Source organism: Rhizobium nepotum 39/7 (assembly GCF_000949865.1).
In the GTDB taxonomy this organism is placed as follows: domain Bacteria; phylum Pseudomonadota; class Alphaproteobacteria; order Rhizobiales; family Rhizobiaceae; genus Agrobacterium; species Agrobacterium nepotum.
The window spans coordinates 1-22,732 of record NZ_JWJH01000028.1; the positions used below are offsets into that span (position 1 = coordinate 1).

General features: G+C 58.6%; 23 protein-coding genes and 2 pseudogenes. 6 read left to right on the forward strand and 19 right to left on the reverse strand.

Going from position 1 to position 22,732, the window contains the following annotated elements; all coding sequences use genetic code 11:
- Window positions 1-190 precede the first annotated feature (190 nt).
- The 4 genes and pseudogenes from RS75_RS22085 to RS75_RS25215 all read right to left on the reverse strand — a co-directional run bounded on the left by RS75_RS22085 (window position 191) and on the right by RS75_RS25215 (window position 1,494).
- Entirely contained in the window at window positions 191-451 is a 261-nt protein-coding gene (locus RS75_RS22085; RefSeq protein ID WP_045024504.1) for a hypothetical protein, read from the reverse strand.
- 66 nt (window positions 452-517) lie between these two features.
- Window positions 518-832: a hypothetical protein gene (locus tag RS75_RS27165; RefSeq protein WP_052679733.1), complete on the reverse strand. Its 315-nt coding sequence runs from the start codon at window positions 830-832 to the stop codon at window positions 518-520.
- A 221-nt stretch (window positions 833-1,053) separates the two neighbouring features.
- A pseudogene (locus RS75_RS27480) lies at window positions 1,054-1,203 on the reverse strand (recombinase family protein); the annotation flags it as partial.
- Between the two features lie 72 nt (window positions 1,204-1,275).
- The gene (locus RS75_RS25215) at window positions 1,276-1,494 is read right to left on the reverse strand and encodes a recombinase family protein (RefSeq protein WP_052679734.1); all 219 of its coding nucleotides are present in this window, start codon (window positions 1,492-1,494) and stop codon (window positions 1,276-1,278) included.
- Between the two features lie 794 nt (window positions 1,495-2,288).
- Here RS75_RS25215 and RS75_RS22095 point away from each other — a divergent pair.
- The 5 genes and pseudogenes from RS75_RS22095 to RS75_RS22115 form a co-directional block, all read left to right on the forward strand.
- Window positions 2,289-2,750: pseudogene (locus tag RS75_RS22095) on the forward strand (alpha/beta hydrolase); the annotation flags it as partial.
- Window positions 2,751-2,851: 101 nt separating this feature from the next.
- The gene (locus RS75_RS22100; protein ID WP_045024505.1) at window positions 2,852-3,148 is read left to right on the forward strand and encodes a GYD domain-containing protein; all 297 of its coding nucleotides are present in this window, start codon (window positions 2,852-2,854) and stop codon (window positions 3,146-3,148) included.
- Complete coding sequence (gene glcF / locus RS75_RS22105) at window positions 3,145-4,518, forward strand: glycolate oxidase subunit GlcF (protein ID WP_045024506.1); 1,374 nt, start codon at window positions 3,145-3,147, stop codon at window positions 4,516-4,518. Before RS75_RS22100 ends, glcF begins: the two co-directional genes overlap by 4 nt.
- A 24-nt stretch (window positions 4,519-4,542) precedes the next feature.
- Complete coding sequence (locus RS75_RS22110; RefSeq protein ID WP_200893657.1) at window positions 4,543-6,075, forward strand: FAD-binding oxidoreductase; 1,533 nt, start codon at window positions 4,543-4,545, stop codon at window positions 6,073-6,075.
- Window positions 6,076-6,089: 14 nt separating this feature from the next.
- Window positions 6,090-6,878: an SDR family NAD(P)-dependent oxidoreductase gene (locus RS75_RS22115; protein WP_160297202.1), complete on the forward strand. Its 789-nt coding sequence runs from the start codon at window positions 6,090-6,092 to the stop codon at window positions 6,876-6,878.
- A gap of 331 nt (window positions 6,879-7,209) precedes the next feature.
- On the opposite strand, the gene RS75_RS22125 is transcribed toward RS75_RS22115, so the two are convergent.
- The 15 genes from RS75_RS22125 to RS75_RS22195 all read right to left on the reverse strand — a co-directional run bounded on the left by RS75_RS22125 (window position 7,210) and on the right by RS75_RS22195 (window position 21,102).
- Window positions 7,210-8,022 (reverse strand): alpha/beta hydrolase, encoded by an 813-nt coding sequence (locus tag RS75_RS22125; RefSeq protein ID WP_324607191.1) that lies wholly within the window; start codon window positions 8,020-8,022, stop codon window positions 7,210-7,212.
- Between the two features lie 23 nt (window positions 8,023-8,045).
- Window positions 8,046-8,828 (reverse strand): SDR family NAD(P)-dependent oxidoreductase, encoded by a 783-nt coding sequence (locus RS75_RS22130; RefSeq protein ID WP_045024514.1) that lies wholly within the window; start codon window positions 8,826-8,828, stop codon window positions 8,046-8,048.
- A 2-nt stretch (window positions 8,829-8,830) separates the two neighbouring features.
- Window positions 8,831-9,679 carry a fumarylacetoacetate hydrolase family protein gene (locus tag RS75_RS22135; protein WP_045024516.1) on the reverse strand — a complete coding sequence of 283 codons (849 nt, stop codon included), beginning with the start codon at window positions 9,677-9,679 and terminating at the stop codon, window positions 8,831-8,833.
- Entirely contained in the window at window positions 9,676-10,104 is a 429-nt protein-coding gene (locus tag RS75_RS22140; RefSeq protein ID WP_045024517.1) for a cupin domain-containing protein, read from the reverse strand. Before RS75_RS22140 ends, RS75_RS22135 begins: the two co-directional genes overlap by 4 nt.
- Window positions 10,105-10,132: 28 nt before the next feature.
- Window positions 10,133-10,528, reverse strand: coding sequence for a RidA family protein (locus RS75_RS22145; RefSeq protein ID WP_045024556.1), 396 nt, complete (start codon window positions 10,526-10,528; stop codon window positions 10,133-10,135).
- Window positions 10,521-10,940 (reverse strand): acyl-CoA thioesterase, encoded by a 420-nt coding sequence (locus tag RS75_RS22150; protein WP_045024519.1) that lies wholly within the window; start codon window positions 10,938-10,940, stop codon window positions 10,521-10,523. Before RS75_RS22150 ends, RS75_RS22145 begins: the two co-directional genes overlap by 8 nt.
- A gap of 23 nt (window positions 10,941-10,963) precedes the next feature.
- Complete coding sequence (locus RS75_RS22155; protein ID WP_045024520.1) at window positions 10,964-11,749, reverse strand: SDR family NAD(P)-dependent oxidoreductase; 786 nt, start codon at window positions 11,747-11,749, stop codon at window positions 10,964-10,966.
- Window positions 11,750-11,756: 7 nt separating this feature from the next.
- A complete protein-coding gene (locus RS75_RS22160) occupies window positions 11,757-14,069 on the reverse strand; it encodes a bifunctional salicylyl-CoA 5-hydroxylase/oxidoreductase (RefSeq protein WP_045024522.1) in 2,313 nt (770 codons plus the stop codon).
- A 268-nt stretch (window positions 14,070-14,337) separates the two neighbouring features.
- Window positions 14,338-14,853 carry a MarR family winged helix-turn-helix transcriptional regulator gene (locus tag RS75_RS22165; RefSeq protein WP_045024524.1) on the reverse strand — a complete coding sequence of 172 codons (516 nt, stop codon included), beginning with the start codon at window positions 14,851-14,853 and terminating at the stop codon, window positions 14,338-14,340.
- A 3-nt stretch (window positions 14,854-14,856) separates the two neighbouring features.
- Window positions 14,857-15,540, reverse strand: a complete 684-nt coding sequence (locus RS75_RS22170; RefSeq protein WP_045024525.1) for an ABC transporter ATP-binding protein — start codon at window positions 15,538-15,540, stop codon at window positions 14,857-14,859.
- Window positions 15,540-16,289, reverse strand: coding sequence for an ABC transporter ATP-binding protein (locus tag RS75_RS22175; protein WP_045024527.1), 750 nt, complete (start codon window positions 16,287-16,289; stop codon window positions 15,540-15,542). The genes RS75_RS22170 and RS75_RS22175 overlap by 1 nt, the downstream gene beginning before the upstream one ends.
- Window positions 16,282-17,271: a branched-chain amino acid ABC transporter permease gene (locus tag RS75_RS22180; protein WP_045024529.1), complete on the reverse strand. Its 990-nt coding sequence runs from the start codon at window positions 17,269-17,271 to the stop codon at window positions 16,282-16,284. Before RS75_RS22180 ends, RS75_RS22175 begins: the two co-directional genes overlap by 8 nt.
- The gene (locus RS75_RS22185; RefSeq protein ID WP_045024531.1) at window positions 17,264-18,187 is read right to left on the reverse strand and encodes a branched-chain amino acid ABC transporter permease; all 924 of its coding nucleotides are present in this window, start codon (window positions 18,185-18,187) and stop codon (window positions 17,264-17,266) included. Before RS75_RS22185 ends, RS75_RS22180 begins: the two co-directional genes overlap by 8 nt.
- 9 nt (window positions 18,188-18,196) lie before the next feature.
- Window positions 18,197-19,333: an ABC transporter substrate-binding protein gene (locus tag RS75_RS22190; protein WP_045024532.1), complete on the reverse strand. Its 1,137-nt coding sequence runs from the start codon at window positions 19,331-19,333 to the stop codon at window positions 18,197-18,199.
- A 158-nt stretch (window positions 19,334-19,491) separates the two neighbouring features.
- Entirely contained in the window at window positions 19,492-21,102 is a 1,611-nt protein-coding gene (locus RS75_RS22195; RefSeq protein WP_045024534.1) for an AMP-binding protein, read from the reverse strand.
- 435 nt (window positions 21,103-21,537) lie between these two features.
- Between RS75_RS22195 and RS75_RS22200 the strand changes: the two genes are divergently transcribed.
- Window positions 21,538-22,482 (forward strand): helix-turn-helix domain-containing protein, encoded by a 945-nt coding sequence (locus RS75_RS22200; protein ID WP_045024535.1) that lies wholly within the window; start codon window positions 21,538-21,540, stop codon window positions 22,480-22,482.
- Window positions 22,483-22,732 lie beyond the last annotated feature (250 nt).

Consider the following 22,732-nt stretch of genomic DNA (forward strand, 5'->3'; position numbering starts at 1 on the left):
AGGCCGCAGGTTCAAATCCTGCCCCCGCAACCAACGACACTTGCAAATTCTCCCACTCGGGATATTTGCTCTGAAGCTCCTCCGCGTAAGCGTCGAGGAGCTTTTTTTGTTTATGCTCCGTGTCAATCTCGCCAGAGGCAATACGCGCCATCAGATCGATAACCTCCAAAGATGCCATGATGTGGCGATGTCACCATGGACCTGTAGGCTTACCGGCTGGCTGGCCGGGTGTCTTGCCAATCACTACCGTCTGGATCAGATCGCGCACGATCGGCATCAGCCGCTCCTTGGCGTGTTCGTCGCCATTGTTGCGGGCGAGGAACAGCAGCTTGCGGATGGCGATCTCGGTACTGGCCGGATTGAACTGCGCCTTTAGCTTGGCGATCTTCTCCTCAAAATCCGCCGCCGGCGTATCCCTGCCGGCAAGCTCCGAGACCAGTTTCTCACGCATGGCTTCCAGTTCGTCGAGCTGGTCGTCGAGGATGGCAAGGTGCGGCCGGCCTTCGGCATGCCTGTCCTAAATCTGCTGCATCAGGCTGGTCTGTTTGATTTTGTTTTTTGCGAGTTCTGCAGCCATCTGATCCTTGCGGGAGGGGATGCTCTTCAGTTTGGTCACCTCATGGGCGATCATTTTCTGCGAAATACGGTCGAAGATATCGATGGAGTAGAACGCGACCGGGATGTAATTGAGGACGCGTTCCTCGAGTTCATGGCGGGTGATGGTCTTGCTGTTGCCACAGCAGGCACCATCCAGTTCATTGATCGGCAGGCGCTTTTTGCGATTGGTGCCGCTATAGCAATCCTTGCCGAGATTGCATAAGGGCCTCCGCATTCTGCGCATTCGGGCATGCCGCTCAGGAGGTATTCCGGTCGATGCGTGCCATTGAGCCGGTTGCTCTGCCCGAAGTCTAACAACTCGCCGGTCTCTTTCTGCCGGCCCTTGACGCGTTGCCACAGTTCGTCGGAGACGATGCGCATCTTGGGAATGTCCGTCATGACCCATTCCGAGTAATCGTTGGCGCGCGCAATGCGTCGTGTGATATCGCGCCACTTCCGGCCGCGCGGGTCAGGTGCGCCTTCATTGTTCAACGGTTGCGCGATGTCTCGCGGCGACATGCGGTCAGCGTAGAGCTGATAGATGTGTCGGATGATCTCCGCTTTCTCGGGGGCAATGTCGCGGTGCCCCTTGATACGATCACCCATCTCATCACGCTGCTGGGAGAGCTTGTAGCCATAGGCGAGGCAGGTCGTGTCTTGCCCTTCTTTCGACCGTCTTCATGCCTTTGCAGCACGCAGCGTCAACTCAAGGTCGGTGACGGGCGTGCCGGCATGCGCAGTCCAGATATCGGCATCGCGATAGCGAAGCTCCTTCGAAATTTTGGCGCTATGCTCGACGTCTCGCGACGGGCGATCGACGGTGATGCAAAGAACGACGTCAATGCGCTCGCGTTTTGCATGCGCCACGAGGAGGTTTAGCCAGCCGAGGTCGTGCAAGCGCGTTCGAGCCGCATCGAAGCCCCTAATCCCAAACGAATGCCATCGTTACGGTATCTTCGATCCACTTCGGTCCGCGAAGGCGGTGGAAGCGGCCGTGATGGCGGGCGAGAAGCTCGTCCCAGCGCGGCGTGCCGTTCATCGCGAGGGATTCGATCTATACCACTGGCGTTCTCACCGGATCGCCGACCTTCAGGCGGCGGCGCCCAGATACGGATGCCGCAATGGTCGCCCGGATGAAGAAGCGGCGGCACCCTGCTCGCGAAGGCGAAAACCGACAACCTGCGGTCGGGGCAGACAAACAACTCTTGGAACCTGGACTTCCGAAAGAGTAAGGGTCCAGCATTGGTAAGATGGCTCTAACTAATCCAGCAGCGCTCGACGGAACGCTGCGTTTGGTCGGCACCGATTTGCGCTGGCGACAAAGAGAACGTGCGGCCTCATCCTAACCCCAAGGTTCAAGCCGCTGCTAGGATACTTCAAACATAGAGTTATTTACGACAGAAGTTGCCTGAAATGAGCCTTTCTCCCGACACGTCGATGCCTTCGTCAAAATCTGCGCCTCATGGTGCAGCTTTTGGCCGTGATCGTGATGCGCACAGGGTCTACGATACGGCTCAACTGGACGGACAGTATCCTGCCCGGTTCGGGGTTCCGGCGTTCGTGGAATTCGTAAAGCGATGGCAGAGCGACAGCCCTGCTTTGATCGACGCCTGTTCATGTGCGCTCAACGTGCCACTTGGTGAAGGGAAAGACGAACCGCTGGACCTTTCCATGCCGCCCAAGGAGCGCCGGCACCAGTGCTGGTTTTCTATCACGATGGTTACTGGCGCTCCGCCGACAAGGCCTGGTTCCACTTCATCGCCCGCCCGTTCGTCAAACGCGGGGCGGTCGTGGTTTTGCCGAACTACAGCCTGTGTCCGAGCTTCGGCATGGGCGCCCTGGTTGAGAAGTGCACTCGATCCTTCGAGGGGATATGGCGGAACGCGGCTTCATTCGGCGGCGATGAGTCCAGGGTGTTCGTTTCCGGTCATTCGGCCGGTGGTCATATTTCGGGGGTGCTCCTGGCGCATGACTGGTCCTCTCTCCGATCCAGTTCAGGTTTTCCGATCAAAGGCACAACGGCGATCAGCTGCCTGTTCGATCTGGAGCCGATCCGATTGACCAGCCTGAATCAAGATCTGCGCCTAACCGCGGCAGAGCCGGCTTTTCGCCGGTCACGTCGGCGACCCCTCATGCAGCACTGTCGAGGTTGAGGGGCACCATCATTATTCGGTCCTCGATGCGAGGGCCGATCCCGAGCGCCCATTCAGCAGGATGGTCCGCAATCAGATGGGGCTTTCCCAAGGAGGAAGACATGCGTTTCGTGCTTATCGGCAATCACGGCTCCGAGTGGGTGCTTTCCAAGGCGGAAGAGCGGCGTCTGAGCTCCATGGAAAAGTGCAGCGAGCTTGGTCTGAAGGTAGAGTTCAACGCTTTTACGCAGGGGCAATATGACTTCGTCACGGTGATTGACGCCCTCGATCCGGAAACCGTCAGCGCCTTTTCTCTATGGTTCAATGAGAAAGGTTTCGGCCGCATCCAGACCATGCGCGCGTTCGATGCCGAGGAATTCAAGACCGTGCTCGCCCGCGTTGGCGGGCCCGCAGCATGAAAACCAACTTCACTGCCGAGCAGCTCAAGGATCCGGAACTCGCCGAAGCCAACGAAATCCTCAAGACCTGTGTGCATTACGGCTTTTGTACCAACACATGTCCGACCTACGTGGTAACCCGTGACGAGAACGAGTCGCCACGCGGCCGTATCGACCTCATCCGCGAAATGCTCGAGGATGGCGGTCCCCCCAAACCCAGCACCGTCAAGCACATCGACAGCTGCCTCTCATGCCTGTCCTGTATGACCACCTGCGCTGCAGACGTCGATTATGTGCACCTCATCGACAAGGCACGCATACATGTCGAGGAACACTACGACCGTCCGATCATCGATCGCCTGCTGCGTTCCGCGCTGGCCGCGACGATCCCGTATCCGAAACGCTTCTCGGCAGCCCTGACGCTGGGCAGGATCGGTCGCCGGTTCGGGAAACTGGCGCCCAAGCAGCTCAGGCCATTGCTGGACCTCATTCCCGAGGCCCCGGCCGAAGACATACTCGCGCCCCAATTGTTCAAGGCGGAAGGCGAACGGCGCTACCGGGTTGCAGTTCTTGCCGGGTGCGCTCAGCAGGTCCTTAACGGAAACATCAACGCTGCGACAATCCGCATTCTGCAGCGTCACGGTTGTGATGTGGTCGTCGCCAAAGGTGCGGGTTGTTGCGGGTCGCTCGCACTCCATATGGGCCGGGACGAGCAGGCCAAGGCGAGCGCCAGGCGCAACGTCACGGCATGGCAGCAGGAAATGGCAGTGGGCGGTCTGGATGCCATCATTGTGAACAGTTCCGGCTGCGGTACTACGATCAAGGACTACGGGCACCTGTTCCAGCGCGACAGCAATGCCGCCGAGGCAAAGGAGGTCGCAGCCAAGACGTGCGACATCACCGAATTCCTCTTGAAGATCGGCCTCAACGTCCCTGAGTATCCCTTGCCCTATGTTGTGGCGTATCACGACCCTTGTTCCATGCAGCATGGGCAAAAGGTGAAGTCTCAGCCCCGTCAAATGCTGCGGAAGGCCGGCTTCAAGGTTCAGGACGTACCCGAGGGCCACTTCTGCTGCGGTTCCGCTGGCACCTACAACATGCTGCAGCCCGAAATGGCGGCCAGATTAGGCCGGCGCAAAGCCGACCACATCGCGACTACCACGCACCATTTGGTCGCCACCGGAAACATCGGGTGCATGACGCAAATCCAAAAATACCTGGGCAGGCCCGTGGTGCACTCCGTGGAATTGTTGGACTGGGCGACCGGCGGTCCCATGCCGCCCGCTGTGGTCGGCGTCGATCTGCCCGATCCGGCATCGCTTGTCGAAATACCCAAGGACGTTCCGCAGCAAGCGGCGGGCCCCGCGCCCATCTCAGACGGATTCTGGTGATCAACAGTTTTGAAAGGAAAAAAGATGGCAGGCGACATGAGGAAGGTCGAGGAATTCTTCGCGAATATCGCGGCGAAGCTCGGAGAGGATGCGGTAAACCGCGCCGAGGAAACCGTCAGCCGTTACGGTGAGAACACCATGCCGGGCGGCTCCCGCCCGCCACTCGGCGTCGTCTACCCGCGATCGACCGAAGAAGTTCAGGTCATCGTCCGCGCCGCCAATGAATTCGACGTAGCACTCTATCCCGTCTCGACGGGTAACAATATCGGTTTGGGCAGCCGATCTCCTGTCCATGTGGGTCAGGTGGTCGTCGATCTCGGCCGGCATATGAACCGGATCATCGAGGTCAACGACAAGCTGGGCTATGCGGTCGTCGAGCCAGGCGTCAGCTACCAGACTATGTATGACGAGTTGGTTCGCCAGGGCAACAAGTACATGATCGACGTGACCTCCGGCCCGCCCCAGGGTGGCGTCATGGGCAACGCCTTGGATAAGGGGGCAGGCTACGCTCCCTATTTCGACCATTTCGGCATGTCGTGCGGCATGGAGGTGGTGCTCGGCAATGGCGAGATTCTTCGCACCGGCGACGGGGCACTCGCGACGGGTAACCAGCTGAATTGGCACACGTCGAAGTATTCCTACGGCCCGATCATTGACGGTCTTTTTGCACAGTCGAATTACGGCATCGTCACCCGCATGGGAATGTGGCTGATGCCGCGTCCACCCGCTATCCGGTCATTTCACTTTACCTATGAGGATGACGACGCGCTTGAGGAAATCACCGACATCTGCCGCATCCTGAAGATGTCTAATTACGTCCCGACGCTTTTTCGTGTAGCCAATGACCTCTATACCTGCGGCGCCGAAGTGGTCAGCGAGGAGTTCACGCAAAGCGGCGGTCAGAAGTCGATTTCCGATGAGGGCCGCAAGAGGTTGTGGCAGCAGTTTGGTCTCGGCTCGTGGACCGTGTCTGGAGCCTTCTACGGCCCCAGCATGGAGGCGATGGACCCTCAGATTCAGCGTGTGCGTGACTTGTTCGGCAGGTCGGGGAAGGCCCGGTACATCTCTCACGAAGATGCCGAAAACATCAACCCGCTCAAGGTGGCGATCAACGCGTTCTCGGGCGTTCCGAGCGCCAGCGAACTGGGTCTGCTCAGATGGCGCCCGGGCGGCGGTAATACGTGGTTCCTTCCCGGCACTCCGACCGACGGTCAAATTGCCAACGAGTTCCAAAAGGTCGGTCGCGCAATCTACGAGAAGCACGGCATGGACTACATGGTGATGAATGTTTGTGCGGCTCGCTTTATGCGCGGCCTGCACGTGATCACCTTCAACCGCGAAGACGAGGACGAGTGCCGGCGCGCCGATGCGTGCTACCGCGAACTGTCGGAAGAGTTGGTGCGGCGCGGCGTCTTCGTCGGTCGCGCGCCGATCGACTACCAAAAGTTCCACATGGACCAAACCACCGACAGCTTCCGGGACGCATGCTCGGGGATCAAGAACGTATTCGATCCCAAGGGCATCATAGCACCCGGTCGCTACGGCATCGGCGAGTAAGAATGGAGACGGCAATGAGCGATTTGAATTTGACGATGCTGCCAGAGGCTGGATCGCGCGTGGTGGTCGCGGGGGGCTGCGGCGGCATTGGCAAGGTTCTGGTGAAGGCATGCGTCGATCATCGCATGGATGTGACGGTGCTCGACATAGCGTCGGCGATTGAGAGTGCTGAAGCGATCGAAGGCGTTTCCTATGTCGCGTTCGACGGTCGTGACCCGGAAAGCATAATGCGTGCCGTCAGTGCCGTGACCGCTCGGCACGAAGCCCTGGAATGCCTCTTTTTCCTGAGTGGGTTTCCTATTATCCCGCGACGTCCGCTGAGCGAGGTGCCGGTAGACAAGTGGAACGAGCTAATGTCGGTAAATTTGACATCGGCATACCTGCTTGTGAACGGCCTATCACCGCTTCTAAAGCAGGGGCGTGACCCTGCGATCGTTACGGTGGCCTCGAGCCTCGCCTACCAAGTGATGCCCGGCATGTCGGCCTACGCTGCCTCCAAGGGCGGGCTTATCTCCCTGACCAAGGCATTCGCGGCAGAACTGGCACCCACCGTCCGCGCCAATTCCGTAGCACCGGGAGCGGTCGATACCGACTTCCTGTCCGGTGGGACGGGGCGCGTCGAGGACAAGGGTGCTCGCTCCTGGTTCGACGACATGAGCGCGAAGTACGTTGCCAGCATCCCGCTCGGTCGGATGGCCAATGAGCAGGATGTCGTTGGTCCGATGCTTTTTCTGGCCGGGCAGGGCAGCCGTTACATGACCGGCCAGGTGCTGCACCTGAATGGTGGGCGCCTCACTCCTTGAGGCCAAGCTCTATTGGTAAAGGGCTTTCCGAATCGCAATGGTCTTCATTCACTCATGGCGGAAAGGCTGCCATGAGTGATTTGTTTTGGTTGACGCCATCTCAGCTTGGTCGGATCAGGCCGTACTCCCAGCTGGCGCACAGCATCCTTCGCATTGATGACCGGCACGTTGTCACCGTACTATTTCGTGCCGAAACGCTACGCCTTCACCCGTTGAACGCATGGCGCAGGGATGAGGGCGAGATGGATAGGAGAGCCATCTTCGCTTTGTACCAATGGACACTATGTTAGATTGCGGAGCACCGCTCATTGCTGCCGAACCAGACCCCATTTCAGCCAATGAGCGCGTGAGTCAGCGGATGGTCGGGATCGGCCAGTCCATCGATGATGTTAAAATGGTGCCGATCCGGCTCCCGCACCACTTCAGTTTCCGCGCCGAGGCCGAGCCAGATGTTGGCCAGAAGCGCGTTTTGCCGCAGGAATTCGGACGTTTCCCGCTCCCCTGCCCAGCAAACAAGGCGTGTATCGGCCAAAGGCTCGAGAAGCGCAGGGCTCTCGGTGGCAGCCTCTGCCGCATCGATGGCAAGCGTCGCGTTGCGCTTCGTCCAGATCATGGGTCTCAGGTCATGAATACCAGAGATCGACACGGTCATTTCAATGCGGTCAGAAATGGCAGGCGACAAAGGGGTCGTGGCGCTGACCATCCTTGTGACCAGATGTCCGCCGGCCGAGTGGCCGATAAGACGGATAGGTCCCTCCACGCGCTCGGCTGCGGCTGAAACGGCTTTCCCGATGGCGCGGGTGATGTCGGCAATCCGAGCCTGCGGCGCTAACGTATAGCTCGGCACCGCAAAAGCGTAGTTATGTGCGAGAGGACCGGCTGACAGATGAGACCAGAAACTCTTATCAAGATTCATCCAGAAACCGCCATGCACGAAAACGACGAGTCCGCGCGGTTTCGCGTTGGGCAGAAACAGATCGAAGCGCTCCCGCTCGGCTTCACCGTAGGCAAGATCGAAATGGGCACGGCCTGCTGTTGCCAGCTTCTCACGTGCCTGCCGCGCCGGCTCGACCCATAAGCCTGGCCAGTTCTCCGACTTCGGTGTGTTGGCCCCGTTGTCGTAGACCCAAGTCCAGTCCGTCACTTTGTATCGCATCGCATTGACCCTCAGGTTTCAAAAATTCCGGTCTCGGTCGCTACCCGGCGATAGGCGGCGCCTGCGGTAAACCCGCCATCGATGACGAAATCTTCGCCGGTGATGAAACCTGATGCGTCGGAGGCAAGGAATAGTACCAGTTCGGCAATCTCCTCGGGTTTTCCGCTGCGCTTCATCGGTGTCATCTCGATCATGGGCTTGAGATGCGGGCTGCTGGCGTTGAGGCCGGTGACGACGAGGCCAGGGCAGACGGCATTGACGCGGATGTTTTTCGAAGCCAGCTCCATGGCGGCGCTGCGGGTCAGGCCGCGCAGGCCCCATTTGCTGGCGGTATAGGCAGGGTCATAGTGGCCGGAAAAGCCGCTATTGGAGGAAATGTTGATGATGGAGCCACCACCGCTTTCCGCCATTCGGTCAGTTACGGCCTGTATGCCGAGGAATGCGCCTGTCAGGTTGACCTTCAGCACGCGCTCCCATGCTTCCAGACCTGTGGTCGCAACAGTCGAGCGATTGATGATCCCGGCATTGTTGACGAGAATATCGATGCGGCCTTTCCACCCGGCAGCGAGAGCAACCACGCCAGCCCAGCTTGCGGGATCGGTCACATCAAGATGGAGGAAACGGGCTTCGAACCCGTCACCCTGCAGGGCCTGCGCCAAGGCGCGGCCTTCTTCAGCCAGAACATCGGCGATGATGACGGCAGCGCCCTTGGACGCGAACAGCCGTGCTTCGGCTTCCCCCTGTCCGCGCGCACCGCCGGTAACGATGGCCAGACGGCCCTTGAGATCGCTCATGGTCAGTCCCTCGCTGCTATGGTCGTCTGGCGCTGCTCGCCCAGACCCTCGATGCCGAGCGTCATGACCTGACCGGCCTGAAGGAAGACAGGCGTTGGCTTGATGCCCATGCCGACGCCCGGCGGGGTGCCGGTGGCGATGACATCACCCGGCATCAGCGTCATGAACTGGCTGATATAGCTGACGAGATGCGCAACACCGAAGATCATGGTGGAGGTGTTGCCGGTCTGGCGGCGCTGGCCATCGACATCCAGCCAGAGCGCCAGGTTCTGCGGATCGGCGACCTCATCACGGGTCACCAGCCATGGGCCGATGGGGCCGAACGTGTCGTGGCTCTTGCCCTTGGTCCACTGACCGCCGCGTTCCGACTGGAAGGCGCGCTCGGATACATCGTTGACGACGCAATAACCAGCGACATGAGACAGCGCATCGGCTTCGCTCACATACTTGGAGCGTTTGCCAATCACCACACCAAGCTCGACCTCCCAGTCGGTCTTGGCAGAGCTGCGGGGAATTTCGACGTCGTCATTCGGGCCGATAATTGCGGTCGTTGCCTTCATGAAAAGGATCGGCTCGGGAGGCGGCTCCTTGCCTGTCTCCTTGGCATGGTCGGCATAGTTCAGGCCGACGCAGATGAACTTGCCGACATTTCCGACGCAGGCACCCAAGCGGTCAGCTGATACGACCGGCAGGCTTGCGGGATCAATGCTGCGAATACGGTTCAAGGCCCCGTCACCAAGCGTTTCGCCTGCAATGTCGGAGACGATACCGGAGAGATCGCGCAATGTACCGTCGTCGGCCAGAAGTGCGGGCTTTTCAGCGCCGATGGCGCCTAGTCTCAAGAGTTTCATTCTGCTCTCCTGAAGCCAACAAGAACGCTGTCGTCAACGTCGGGCAGATTGACCACGATGTTGTCAGGCGTGCGGGTCGTCAGCCAGACCAGTTCCTCTGTGGTGGACATGTTGACTTCGATATGCGGCCAGTTGGGCGGCACGAAGATGAAATCGCCTTCTTCCATGTCGAGAAATTCCTGCCAGTTCTCGCCAAAATAGATGCGGGCTTTGCCCTTCAGCACGTAACCACCGGTTTCGGCCTCTCCATGGTGGTGCGGATAGGAGCGGTAGCCGGGGTCGTTGGAGACCTTGCCGAACCAGATTTTGGTGGCGGGCGTGTGCTGTGGGCTGACGCCGGATATGCGCACGCAACCGCCGGATTGGCCGGTTCCTGTGTCTTCCTCTCCCCTACGGGTAATCACGGGCATCACTTTGATGGTCATCGAATTCTCCTCCTCTTTAAACCTGAAATCAGTCCGGCACGACGGCGAGCGACTGGATCTCGATCTTGGCGCGATCTTCCATCAGCGCCACGACCTGAACGGCAGCCATGGGCGGAAAATGGCGGCCGATGATCTCGCGATAAACAGCACCGATTTCCCGCATGCGGGATTTGTAGGCTTCACGATCGGTGAAGTACCATGTCATCTGGATGAGATGCTCAGGCTTGGCATTGGCGGCTTCCAGCACGCTGACGATGTTGAGCAGCGTTTGACGCACCTGATCCACAAAGTCATCGGAATGGAACTGGCAATGCGCATCCCACCCGATCTGGCCGCCGACCTGAACGATGCGTCCACGGGCGCTGATACCGTTCGAATAGCCGATGGGCTTTGCCCATCCGTTCGGTTGGATGATTTCATGCATCATGTCTTGGCTCCAGATAACGTGTCAGGCCTGCGCGAATGTCGTCGGGCCAGGGATGGGATTTATGGTCGGTCAGTGAGGTCATCACGATCCGCTGGCGCACCGTCCAGATGATGTCGCCGCGCACCGTAACCACGGTTTCCAGATCAAGCGATGCGCGACCGATGGAGCGCACCTGTACGGCAAAATCCAGCACATCGCCGTACACGGCGGGCTTCTTGAACTCGAGGTTCATCGTCACGGTCGGCAAGCCAAGCTTGCGTTCGAACATGATTTCTTTCCATGTCACGTCAAAGGACGCGAACATCGCTTCGTTGACATCGACAAGCATTGACAGATAGGCCGGATGGTAGGCGATCCCGGTCAGGTCGCAATCGCCAAAACGCATCGGCTTGGATAGGGTGAAGGGCATGTGTCTTCTCGCTTTTTTCTCGCTCAACCAACCATGATTTCGCCGCCGGCAACCGCGATGGCCTGCCCGGTGATCGAGCCTGCGCCGGGCGAGGCGAGCCACAGCACGGTATCGGCCACTTCCTGCGGCTGGATCAGCCGGGCTTGCGGATTGGACTTGGTGAATTCTGCCAAAGCCTCGTCGCGGCTGCGCCCCGTTTTTTCCATGATCGTTTCCAGCGAGTGCTGGATAATCGGAGTGTCGGTGAAACCAGGACAGACGGCGTTGACCGTTACACCCTTCTTGGCCAGTTCCAGCGCCAACGCCCGCGTCATGCCGATGACGCCATGCTTGGCGGCGCAATAGGCGGAGACATAGGCGTAACCTGTCAACCCCGCCGTTGAGGCGATGTTGATGATGCGGGCACCGGCGCCATGCGCATTCAGATCGGCAAGCGCTGCCTGCGTCACGTTGAAGACGCCGGTGAGATCGACGGAAAGCACATGGCTCCACATGTCGAGCGTGGTCTTCTCAAATGACGCACTCGGCGCTTCTCCAGCATTGTTTACCAGAATGGAGACCGGCCCGAATGTTTTGCGCGCTGTCTCCAGCCCCTTGGCAATGGCGTCGGGCTCGGTGACATCGAAACCGTCAAGGACCATACTGTTGCCACCGATCGCAGATGCCACATCCTTCAGCGGCTGGGGACGGCGACCGGCCAGAGAGACATTGGCACCGGCCTGGGCCAGCGTCATGGCAATTGCCGCACCGATGCCGCTTCCCGCACCGGTCACCAAGGCATGGCGGCCTTCAAGCGTCTGCTTTATCATGCCAGCCTCACTTTGCCGCCGCTGCGCGGTCGAGATTGGCTTCGTATTGCGCTTTCGCCGACATATATTGCTTTGGCCACGCCACGGATTTCAGACCGATCCTGGCCGCTTCATGCAAAGCCCAGGACGGATCGGCGAGATGCGGTCGAGCGACCGCGCAAAGATCGGCGCGACCAGCCGAAATGATGGAGTTGGCGTGGTCAGCTTCGGAAATCGCGCCCACTGCGATGGTCGGAATGCCGACCTCGTTGCGGATCTTGTCCGAGAAAGGTGTCTGAAACAGTCGACCATAAACAGGCTTTTCTGCCTTGGAGACTTGCCCGGACGAGCAGTCGATCAGGTCGGCCCCAGCATCCTTGAACATTTTCGCGTAGATGGCCGCCTCCTCCGGCGTGTTGCCGCCATCTGTCCAGTCGTGGCAGGACAGACGAACCGATATCGGTTTGTTGGCAGGCCAGATGTCACGAACCGCATGGAAAATCTCAAGTGGATAGCGCGCCATGTTCACATGACTCCCGCCATACTCATCTTCACGCAAATTGGTGAGCGGCGATAGGAAGCTGGACAGCAGATAGCCATGGGCGCAGTGCAGCTCCAGCCAGTCGGCGCCGCTTTCAACCGCACGCTTCGTGGCCGCTACAAAATCGGCTTTGACGCGATCCATGTCGGCGCGGTCCATCGCCTTGGGGACGATGCTGTGCTTCAGATAGGGCAGGGCGGACGCCGACAGCAGCGGCCATGCTCCTTCTTCAAGCGGCTGGTCGATGCCTTCCCAGGCCAGTTTTGTCGCACCCTTGCGCCCGGCATGACCCAGCTGGATGCCGACTTTGGCGGCACTGTTGGCATGGGCGAAGTCCACGAATCGTTTCCAGCCCGCAAGTTGCTCATTGTTCCAAAGCCCGAGGCAGCCGGGGGTGATGCGGGCATCGGGTGAAACGCAGGTCATTTCGGCAAACACAAGACCGGCGCCCCCCATGGCGCGCGCACCCAGATGCACCATATGGAAGTCGTCTATCAAACCATCGGTCGCGGAATACATCGCCATGGGCGACACGACGATGCGGTTGGGAAGCGTGGTGCCGCGTAGCGTATAGGGTGTGAACATGGGCGGCAGGCAGCGCTCGTTTGCCGTGACCTGAAGGCCGGCTTGGTGCGCAAACCAGTGTTCGTATCCTTCGAGCCAATCCTTGTCGCGCAGGCGCAGATTTTCGTGGCTGATGCGCTGCGAGCGGGTCAGCATCGAGTACATGAACTGTTCAGGCGGCAGTGTATCTGCATAACGCTGACCTACCACTTCGAACCATTCCATCGCGTTGCGTGCCGCATTCTGGATGCGTGCCACATCGACGCGGCGAATGTCCTCGTAGGTCTTGAGAACGTCGGGAATGCTGTCTTTGCCGTGACCAGCCTTGTTGAACTGGTTGGCCAACTCAATCGCGTCATCGATGGCAAGCTTTGTGCCGGAGCCGATGGCAAAATGCGCTGTGTGGGCGGCGTCGCCCATCAGTACGACATGGGAATTACCATTGAAATGGCTCCATTTGCCGCAGATCAGCCGGGTGAAATTGAGCCATGCGCTGCCGCTTATGTGGCGGGCATTGGTCATCAGCTCCGAACCTTCAAGAGTTTCGGTAAACAGGTCCTGGCAGAAATCGATGGATTGTTGCTGGTCCATCTGGCCAAGCCCGTGCGCCTGATAGGCGGCTTCGGTCGTCTCGATGATGAAGGTCGAGGTATTCTTGTCGAACTTGTAGATATGCGCCTGAAACCAGCCGTGGTCCGTCTTGCGGAAATCGAAGGTGAAGGCATCGAACAGCTTGTTGGTGCCGAGCCAGATGTAACGGTTAGGCCGCACCACCATATCCGGTTCGAAAATCTCTGCGTACTTGTTGCGGATTTTTGAGTTCAAACCGTCAGATACGATCAACAGATCAGCGTCAGGGTATTCCAGATCGCTTTGAACCTCGGTTTCAAAAACCAGCTCAACGCCCAGCGCTTCGCAACGCGCCTGCAAGATATTGAGCAGTTTCTTGCGGCCGATGCCGACGAAGCCGTGGCCTGTGGTGCGCTGGCGCGTGCCTTTGAACAGGACCTCGATATCATCCCAGTGATTGAAAGCCTGCTGGATTTCGTCAGCGCTTTCCTTATCCCAGACCTGCATGGAGGCCATAGTTTGGTCTGAAAAAACGACGCCCCAACCGAAGGTGTCATAGGGACGATTGCGCTCCACGACGGTGACGTGATGCTCAGGACGCAGCTTCTTCATCAACAGGGCGAAATACAGCCCCGCAGGACCTCCGCCAACACAAACGATACGCATTGTCGTTCCCTTCTCGCTTGGGGTATAACCGCCACCACGAATTTATTTGAAGATTAAACTATTTGGGTCGGTGGATTTGTCAACCGATAAAAAGTCAGGGCTGAATTTGCGTCAGCCGGCTACACAGGAATGTCATGGAGTTCGATCCTTCGGGACGACAGCCAGATCAATTCGCAGCGATCTAAAATAGGCAGCATGCCGGAGACGCGATGGGTCGCTCGCAGATATCATCTGTCGGCGGGGTTCTTCAGAACGGAATCGTGCCTTACTACTCGAAGGCGCTGCCGGAAAGATGACTACTGGCGGACGCCTTCACGGCGCCGATCTCCAACCATAAGGAAGAGATCATTGCTTCATCGACATCGGCCATAATATCGCGCAGCCAGCCTTCGTGGGCAGCGGCCATGGCAATAAAAAGATCGGTTCCGGCCGGTGTCAGCTTGGCGACGGTTACGCGCCGATCGCCGTCCGGCGTAACCCGCTGCACGAAACCATCAGTCTCGAGCCGCTCCACCAGACCGGTGACATTGCCATTGGTGACCATGGTGCGTTTGGAGAGCTCACCCAACCGCAAGCCATCCTTCTCCCGATACAATTGTGCCATCAGGTCGAATTGCGGCAGCGTGGCGCTGAACTCCGAGCGAAGGCGGCGGCGGATTTCGGTGGTAATCAGCTTGGTGGTGGAAAGCATGCGCAGCCATAGACGGGTCTCCGGCTTGTTGCGACCATTTGGGTTGTGGACGATCATTTCCAGATCGGCGCTTGCGACCGCTTCTGCTTCCATTGCCTATACCCCGAGATATCGATCCTGCAGGTCCGGCGTCAGTTCGCCTGGCACCCCAGACCATACACTGCGACCATTTTCCAGAATAACGCAGCGATCCGCAACCGGCAAAAGCTCCGATAACGTCTTGTCCACCACTAGGATCGACAATCCATCGGCTTTCAGCAGCTTGATCGCCTTCCAGATGTCCTGGCGGATGACAGGCGCCAGTCCTTCGGTCGCCTCGTCGAGAATCAGCAGGCGCGGGTTGGTCATTAGCGCGCGACCGATCGCCAGCATCTGCTGCTCTCCACCGGACAATGATTTGGCCATCTGGGCGTGGCGTTCCTGCAGCCGAGGGAAGAGTTCGTTGACCCGTTCCAGCGTCCATTCGCCGGGACGGGCAGCAGCGACAAGATTTTCGTAAACCGTTAGGTTCGGAAAGCAGCGGCGGCCTTCGGGCACGAGGCCAATGCCGAGCTTGGCCACACGATGCGATGGCAGACGGTCAGTCGATTTATTATCGAAAAAGACACGGCCGGTCTTGGGCGGCACAAGGTTGCAGATCGACTTGATCGTCGTCGATTTCCCCATTCCATTGCGGCCCATCAAAGCGACGACCTCGCCCTCGACCATCCGGAACTCGACGCCGAACAACGCCTGACTGCTACCGTAGTAGGTGGTGATATCCTGAACATCCAGCAGCATCAGGCGTGATCTCCAAGATAGGCGGTGCGCACTGTGGGATCGCGACGGATCTCTTCCACGGTGCCAGTCGCGATGATCCGGCCATAGACCAGCACCGAGATACGGTCAGCGAGCGCGAAGACAGCATCCATGTCATGCTCGACCAGCAGAATCGGAGCTTCCTGGCGCAGCGTATCTAGAAAGCGGGTCAGCGATTTCGAACCTTCAGGCCCCATGCCCGCCATCGGTTCGTCCAGCAGGAAAGCCTTGGGCCCCAACGCAAGCGCCATGGCGATTTCAAGCTGTCGACGTTCGCCATGTGAGAGTTCTGCGGACGGAATGCGCGCACGGGCGGTTAGTCCGACACGCTCCAGCATGGCCATGGCTGCATCCATCAACGCCTTGTCCGCCATGACTGGCTTAAAGAAGCGGAAGCTGGAACCCTGCCTGGCCTGGACCGCTAGCATGACATTGCGCAGAGCCGAAAACTCTGGAGCAAGCGACGAGACCTGAAAGGTACGCCCGAGCCCGATACGGGCGCGTTCTGCCACACCGAGGTTGCTGATATCGTGACCGGTAAAGCGGATCGAGCCGCTGTCCTGCCTGAGCGTACCGCAGATCTGGTGAATCAGTGTCGATTTTCCCGCGCCATTCGGGCCGATCAGCGCATGGATCTCGCCGGGGCGGAGATCTATCGTGACACCATCGGTCGCTCTCAGCGCGCCGAAGTTCTTGACGAGGTTTGAAATTTCGAGGACGGGCTCAACCATGTCTGGCCTTTCCGGCAAGAAGCCCGAGCAGCCCCCCACGGGCAAACAGCACGACGCCGAGCAGGATCAGCCCGAGGAAGAACTGCCAGCGTTCTGTGAGGCCGCCCAGCGCATATTCGAAGATGACGTAAAGTGCGGCACCCGCAAGCGGCCCGAACAACCGCCCCGTACCACCGAGAATGATCAGCACGATCAGTTCCCCGGACATATGCCAGGACAACATGGACGGGCTGACGAAGCGGTTGAGATCGGCAAACAACGCGCCGGCCAGGCCGGTGATCATTGCGGAGATTGCAAAACCCGTCAGACGGATACGGTAAGGAATGATGCCGACCGTTGCGACGCGCACGTCATTCTGCCGCGCCGATTGCAGGGCAGCGCCAAAGCGCGAAGCGCGGATCAGCGCAAACATCCCGATCACGACAAGGAGTATCACATAACAGATCAGGAAATAGTTCAGCGGCCGCATGGTCATGACGCCAGGCAGCTGATTGCGGACTGTCATCGACAACCCGTCCTCGCCGCCATAGGCTGGCCAGGAGATCGCGAAATAATAGACCATTTGTGCAAACGCCAGCGTGATCATGATGAAATAGACGCCGGATGTGCGCAGGCTGATTGCGCCGATTGCCAGACCGACCAGACCTGCGACCGCAACCGCCACAATCCAGACGATCCACATCTGGTTGGTGCCCGAGAGGCCGAACAGAAGCGGATCGCCTGAGAAACTATGGCTCGCGAGAATACCTGCCGCATAACCACCGATGCCGAAGAAAGCCGCATGGCCGAAAGAGATCAGGCCACCGAGGCCAAGCGCCAGATTGAGACCCGTTGCCGCCAGCGCCAGGACGGCGATACGGGTTGCGAGCGTGATGTAGAAGGGCTGGCCAAACGCATTTGCCGCAAATGGTACCGCGAGCAGCAGGGCGGCCAGAATGAGATTGACGAGGTTTTCGCGATTCAAGATCATCATGTTACGCATGCGCCACCGGAAAAAGGCCGCGTGGCTTCACGGCAAGGATGATCGCCATCACCACGTAGATTAGCATCGATGCGGCTGCGGCACCGATCATGCCCGCCTGGGCAGGTGCTACGAACAGCGCCATCAGCTTGGGGAGCAGGAAACGGCCCATTGTATCGACCACGCCGACCAATAAAGCGCCCAAGAGCGCACCTTTGATCGAGCCGATACCGCCGATGACGATGACAACGAATGCGAGGATCAGGACCGGTTCGCCCATTCCGACCTGCACCGATTGTAGAGCGCCCACCATGGCACCGGCCAGGCCCGCAAGCGCTGCACCAAGAGCGAAAACGACGGTGTAGAGCGTGCGGATATCGACGCCGAGCGCACCGATCATCTCACGATCGCTCTGACCGGCGCGGATGCGCATGCCAAGACGGGTCTTTGAGATCAGCATATAGAGACCGAGGGCGACAGCCGCACCGGCTACGATGATCGCCAGCCGGTAGACCGGATATTCCGCGCCGCCCGGCAAGGCGACCGCACCCTGCAGAAGTGGCGGGATATCGAGATAAAGCGGGAAGGAACCGAATATCCAGCGTGTTCCTTCGGAAAATATCAGGATCAACGCGAATGTGGCCAGCACCTGATCGAGGTGATCGCTATCATAGAGCCTGCGGATCACCACGAGCTCAACGATTGCGCCCGCAGCAGCGGCGCAGATCAGGCTGGCGATCAGGCCGATCCAGAATGAGCCGGTCCATGCCGCAACGGTGGCGCATGCGAATGCGCCAACCATGTAGAGCGAGCCGTGAGCAAGGTTGATCAACCCCATGACGCCGAAGATCAGCGTCAGCCCGGCAGCCATGAGAAACAACATGACGCCGAGCTGGAGGCCATTGAGCAACTGCTCGAGAGCAAGTGCGATGGTCATGTGCTATCCTTAGATTTTGCAGTCTTTGGCGTACGCATCGCCGTGATCGGTGAAGATCTTCTCGACCGTCTTGTTCGTCAGAACACCATCGAGCTTGACCACTTCCGTCAGGTAGATGTCCTGGATCGGATGCTGGTTGGTGTTGAACTTGAACTTTCCGCGCGGCGACTGGATGTCTGCCTTCTTGAGTTCGGCGCCAAATGCCGTCGCATCCTTGATGCTTGATTTGGAGGCGGCGGACAGAATGAGCTGGGCCGCATCATAGCCTCCCATGGCATAGAGCGACGGAAGACGGTTATATTCCTTTTTGAAATCGGCCACGAACTTCTTGTTAGCCGGATTGTCCAGATCCTGCACCCATTGGCCGGACGCCTTTGCGCCGAGAGCGGCATCACCGATTGCGGGCAGAACGTCCTGACTAAACGAGAAGCCCGGGCCCATGACCGGTATCTTGACGCCCGATTGGGCGAACTGCTTCATGAACGCGATGCCCATTCCGCCCGGCAAGAAAGTGAAGATGCCATCAGCGCCGGATGCGCGCATCTGGGCGATTTCAGCTGCATAGTCCGTCTGACCGACCTGGGTGTAGACTTCGGCTGCCAGTTCGCCCTTGTAATAACGCTTGAAGCCGGTCAACGCATCCTTGCCGGCTGGATAGTTCGGTGCCAGGATGAACATCTTCTTGTAGCCCTTGTTGGCGTATTCGCCCATGGCTTCATGAAGGTTGTCATTCTGGTAGGCAGCGTTGAAATAGAGCGCATTGCAGTTCTTGCCGGCAAGTGCAGCCGGGGCCGCGTTGGTCGAAACGTAGAACTTGCCTTGCGCGACCGCACCCGGAACAACGGCCATCAGAAGGTTCGACCAGACGATGCCGGTCAGCACGTCGACATTGTCGCTCTGAATCATCTTGTCGGCAATCTGGACAGCCAGTTCAGGCTTCTGCGCATCGTCTTCGGTGACGACGGTGATGTCCTTGTTGCCGGAATTCTTGATCGCCAGCATGAAGCCGTCGCGGGTATCGATTCCGAGGCCGGCACCGCCGCCCGAAAGCGTGGTGATCATTCCGATCTTGAGCGGCTCGGCAAAAGCCAGGCTGGATGTGCCGATGCTTAGCGCCATGGTGGCTACTGCAAGCATTTTCTTCATGTGACGGACTCCCGTTTGTTGTTGTGTCGTTCCCAGATTCCGACGGCGGACGAGATTTCCACCGAAGGTTTTATTACCATCCACATTTGCGTGGAAGTTTCCATCGCACAGGCACGCCAAATTCCGCCTGTTGTATAGTATGGTTACGCGGGCAAATTCTACTTCAGCCTGAAACGCTGGATTTTGCCGGATTCCGTCTTCGGAAGGCCTTCCGTGAAGACGATCGAGCGCGGATATTTGTAAGGGGCGATCACAGCCTTGACGTGATCCTGCAGGATTTTGACCATCAGTTCGCTAGGCTCCGAACCTTTAGTCAGCACGACGTGCGCCTTGATAATCGTTCCGCGTGCTTCATCGGATACACCGATCACAGCGCATTCGAGCACGGCTTCGTGCTTGAGCAGCGCCGCTTCCACTTCCGGGCCGGCAATGTTGTAGCCTGCGGAGACGATCATGTCGTCGGAACGGGCTGCAAAGTGAAAATAGCCGTCCTCGTCCTGGGTAAAGCTGTCGCCTGTCAGGTTCCAGCCGTTGCGGACATATTCCTTCTGGCGATCGTCAGCGAGATAGCGGCAGCCGATCGGGCCCTTGACAGCCAATCGACCCGCCGTGCCTCGCGGCACTTCGTTCATTTCCTCATCGACGACAATCGCCTCGTAGCCGGTTAACGGCTTGCCGGTGCAGGCAGGCTTGCTGTCGCCGATGCGGTTGGAGATGAAGATATGCAGCATTTCGGTGGCGCCGATGCCGTCGATGATCGGCTTGCCGGTTTTGCGGACCCATTCCTCGAACACCGGGCCGGGCAGCGTCTCGCCGGCGGAAACCGCGACGCGCAATGACGACAGGTCGGCGCCGGCATCCATGGCGGCCAGCATGGCCCGGTAAGCGGTTGGCGCGGTGAAGCTGATCGTCGCCTTGTAGGTCTCTATGATCTCGATCATTTTCGGTGGGGTCGCCGCCTCAAGAAGCGTGGCAGCCGCGCCAAAACGCAGTGGGAAAATCGCAAGGCCGCCAAGGCCGAAGGTGAAAGCGAGTGGTGGAGAGCCAACGAATACGTCGTCCGGCGTGACATCCAGCACTTCCTTGGCGAAGGCGTCGGCAATTATCAACAGATCGCGATGGAAATGCATCGTCGCCTTCGGCACGCCAGTAGAGCCCGACGTGAAACCCAGCAGCGCCACGTCGTCGCGACCGGTCTTGACCGCTTCATAGCGTACCGGCTTGCTGAGGGCGGCGCGATCGAGTTCGGCATCATGGTTGGCGGTGCCATCGAAGCCCACGACGAGCGTCGGATATTTACTGTCCTTGGCGGCCGCGACCATCTCGTCCATCAGGCGAGTGTCGCAGAGGCACAGCTGGATCTCGGCCTTCTCGATGGTCTTGATCAGTTCGCCGGCGCGCAGCATCGGCATGGTGTTGACGACGATCAGCCCGGCTTTCGTCGCCGCCAGCCAGCAGGCGACCATGGCCGGATTGTTGGCCGAGCGGATCAGCACACGATTGCCGGGCTTCAGACCATGATCCTCGGTCAGTGCCAAGGCGATCCGGTTGGTCCAGTCGGACAATTCCTTATAGGTGCGGCGCCGACCGTTGCCGATCAAGGCAGTATTGTCTCCAAAGCCACGCTCGACCATACGGTCGGTCAATTCGACGCCGGCGTTCAACCACTCCGGATAATCGAAGCCTTCCAGCTTGATTTCCGGCCATTGGTCAGCTGGCGGTAGATTATCGCGCGCAAACGTATCTTGATGGCCTGTCGGTCCCAGCATTCTCGGTTCCCATTTTTATATAGTAGCTTTGTGCCTTTCATTCAGAATTGCACCGCAAAGTTCAGCTTGCAAGAGAGAAATTTGAAGTTTGTAATAATTTTGCAAAAGCAGTTTTCGTTGGTATTTTCAAAGCGAGGCGGCTGCGCGGGCAGGTTGGTCGTAAAGGCCCGACAGGGAGCGCAGCCTAAATCCTATCGCTGAAAACGGTCTTGGCGACGGGACCCCACAATTGTCCCGCTCCTGTTGAACCTAACGACCCCTTCGGGTCGCAATCGCGCCGAACCGCGCGCTCAGTGCGAATTACTTTAAACCTGAAACATTGTAGCCCGGCGCGGTTGACAAAGCTTGGCTGCACACGCACGATCCCTTTGCCGGAAGCGCAAGTCCGTTTGAAGAGCCTGATTGAGCAGCTTTTTTTGGGAAAGGAATTCTTAGGTGCACCTGGGCACATGGTCCACCATATCGGCCGGGCCCGCAGAACGGTTCGACTACTGGAAAGACATTGTTTGCGATACATTGCTGCATGTTGATGCACATGCGGCGGCCGATGTGTCGCGCTTTTCAGCCGAGTTGAGCCTGAAGAGCCACCTTGCGGGTAGCTTTGTCAGGTTCAAGTCGCAGGGGCATAGCATCGAGCGGTCCCATAGACTTCTGTATGCGAAGCCAGATGAACGATATCTCGTCAGCTATCAGGTGTCGGGTGTGACGAGCGTGACCCAGGGTGATCATAGGTTCCAGTTACGGCCGGGGGACGTGGGCATAGTCAGCGCTGCCCGACCGATGAGCCTGAAATTCTCTGACCCTGTGGAACGGATCATCGCGCTGGTTCCCCGCAGCGCGCTGGAAAAATCATGTCCATGGCTATCCCCCGGGGTGGCGCTTCATTTGCCGGGCGAAAAAATCGCGACCCGCATACTGTCGCATCTTCTTATGGAGCTCTCCACGAACGAAACGGAGATCGGCACCACCGAAGAGCTCGCTCTGGGTCACATCATATCAGAGTTGGTCGGAGTCCGGTCCAGTCAGGATCCCGGCTCGGTTCGGGATCAACAGCTGCGGTCCCGGGTGTTGGGCTTTCTGACTGCCCATATCGAGGATCCCGAGCTTTCTCCAAGGATGGTAGCTAACCAGGTCGGCGTCTCGGAACGGTCTCTACACTACGTTCTTGCTAGGGCCGGAACCACGTTTCGCGGCTTCATAATCACCGAGCGCCTTGATCGCGCTGCGGAAGCGCTAGGGTCTCCCATGTGGTCGCACAATTCCGTGTCGGACATTGCCTTTAGGCTCGGTTTCCGCGACCTGTCGCACTTCAGTCGCCGCTTTAAAGAGAAATTTGGCGTTCCGCCGAGCAGCTACCGCTTGAGCAAAACCGCACGTTGAGCAAGCTTGCCAAAAGCTCAGCTCGCGCTCAATGGTTATAGTCTGCGTCATCCGCGTGCAGCACTTCGTTGGGGCACCTGCGCTTACGCATCCCAGAACAGCCGTGTTTATCGCAAGGAAAACACCAAAAAAAGAAGGCCTAAAAGTCACGACAATGCTCCAAGTGGTTTCATGCGGCATCTCTAAGGCAGCGCGCGAGCCCCAATCAAATGATGATGTCTGGGGTCAGGAATGAGTTGAATCGGGCATC